Origin of the sequence: Delftia sp. JD2 (assembly GCF_001682645.1) — a bacterium.
GTDB classification, from domain to species: domain Bacteria; phylum Pseudomonadota; class Gammaproteobacteria; order Burkholderiales; family Burkholderiaceae_C; genus Comamonas; species Comamonas acidovorans.
Window position 1 is genome coordinate 1 of sequence record NZ_LFJT01000130.1, and the last position, 2105, is coordinate 2105.

The 2105-nt window shown below is 68.1% G+C and carries 2 protein-coding genes; both read right to left on the minus strand.

The features are described from left to right. Window positions 1-962, minus strand: a 962-nt coding sequence (locus tag ACM14_RS30135) for an AMP-binding protein (RefSeq protein ID WP_139093536.1), incomplete at its 3' end; no start/stop codon positions are given. Continuing rightward, the gene (locus ACM14_RS30140) at window positions 959-1864 is read right to left on the minus strand and encodes an SDR family oxidoreductase (protein ID WP_013802852.1); all 906 of its coding nucleotides are present in this window, start codon (window positions 1862-1864) and stop codon (window positions 959-961) included. The genes ACM14_RS30140 and ACM14_RS30135, both read right to left, overlap by 4 nt. Window positions 1865-2105: the final 241 nt, after the last annotated feature.

The window sequence follows — 2105 nt, forward strand, 5'->3', positions numbered from 1 at the left end:
AGGCCCGCGCTGCCCGGGTGGGTGAGGGCGTCGGCCGAGCCGATGAAGGTGACCAGGCCCGACTCGCTGGAGGCATAGGTCTCGTTGATGATGGGCCCCATCCACTCGATCATGGCCTTCTTGACCTCGGGCGCGCAGGGCGAGCCGGTGGAGGCGATGAAGCGCAGCGAGGAGATGTCGTAGCGCTCGCGCACCTCGCGCGGCAGCCTGAGCAGGCGCACGTACATGATGGGCACCATGTAGGCGGTGTCGATGCGGTGCTCCTGCACCAGCTGCAGGAAGCGCTCGGGGTCGAAGCGCTGCTCCAGCACCACCAGCTCGCTGAGCATGAGCGCGTTCTGGAAGTACAGGCTGGGTGCGCTGTGGTAGATGGGCGCGGTCAGCAGGGTGCGCGCGCCGGGCTGCAGGCCGTAGGCGGTGGCGATCAGCGCCTGGTTCACGGCCAGGCGCCGGGGCAGTTCTTCCACGGGAAACGCCTTGCGCAGCACGCCCTTGGGGCGGCCCGTGGTGCCCGATGTATAGGCCATGTGGCCGCGCGGCGCGACCAGCGGGCCCTCGTAGGGTGCCTGGGCGGCCAGCCAGGTTTCGTAGTCCTGCTCCGGCTCGCGTGCATGGGCGACGCGCCGGGGCAGGTCCGCATAGAGTTCGCCCTTGAGGCCGTCGAGCAGGTCCTGGCTGGTGATGAGGGCGCGGGCGCCGCTGTCGGCCAGGATGTAGTCGATCTCCGTGGCCGTGAAATGCCAGTTGATGGGGCAGTAGTAGATGCCCGCAATGCGGCAGGCATGGACCACATCGGCGTATTCGATTCCGTTGCGCAGGAAGACGGCCAGCACGTCGCCTTCGGCCAGGCCCAGGCTGCGCAGGCCCTGGGCCAGCTGGCGGCCGCGCTGCTGCTGGGCGGCGCCGGTCAGCGTGCGCTGTTCGAAGACCAGGGTGGAATGGGGCGTGGCGGCGGTGCTCATGTGGGCGTGGCCTCCTGCTCCCCATCGTTGACGTTGGGCTGGTTGGCGGCCTTGGCCATCTGCCGGGCGCGCGCCCAGTCGGCATCGTCCCAGGCCTGGTATTCGGTGAAGTAGGCGCCATTGGCCAGGGCGTCGCCGCCGTCCAGCGTGATGGTCTGGCCGTTGAGCCAGGTGTTGCCCGGGGCCAGGATGAAGGCGGCCATGTTGCCGATGTCCTCGCCCGTGCCCAGGCGGCGCGTGGGGTTGTCCAGGCGGCGGCGGTCGGCCGAGTCCTCGTTGCCGTCAATCCTGGGGCGCAGGCGCTGGCTGGCGCCCTGGGTGGGAATCACGCCCGGCGCAATCGCGTTGAACCGTATGCGCTTGGGGCCCCATTCCACGGCCAGCGATTTGGTCATGGCGTCCAGCCCGGCCTTGGACATGGCCGAGGGCACGACGAAGGGCGAACCCGTGTCCACCCAGGTGACGACGATGGACAGCACCGAGCCCGGCAGCCCTTCGGCGATCCAGCGGCGGCCCACGGCCTGGGTGACGTAGAAGGTGCCCCGGAAGACGATGTCCGAGATGGCATGGAAGCCGTTGATGCTCAGGTCCTCGGTGCGGCTGACGAAGTTGCCGGCCGCGTTGTTGACCAGGCTCGTCAGCGGGCCGTGTTCGGCCCAGATGCGGTCGATGACGGTGTGCACGGCCTCGGGCTGGCGAATGTCGAGTTCATGCGCAAAGGCCTGCGCGCCCGTGTCGTTGTTCAGCATCTCGCAGGCCTGCTGCACCACGGAGCGTCGCCGGCCGCACAGGTGCAGCTCGGCACCCAGTTCCGCCAGCTTGGCCGCCATGGCCAGGCCCAGCCCCGTGCCGCCCCCGGTGATCAGGACGCGCTGGCCCTGGAATAGATTGGCTTCGAACATGCTTGTCTCCTTTTGCTTTCACTCTAGGGAGACAGGGGCGGCTGGCAAAGGAGGGTGGTGGAACGCGGTTGGTTCCGTGGTGGAAACAATGGGCTTGTGATTTGGGGCTGTGACCGCGGCTTGTCAGCGAGTGCAGGGGGCTCATCTCCCCCTGCCGGGTGGTTGTTTTTCGAGGCCGGGTCTCGGCCCGGCGGCCGACTGCCCTTTCTTGATTCGCCAAGAAAGGTCAGATCAAAGAAGG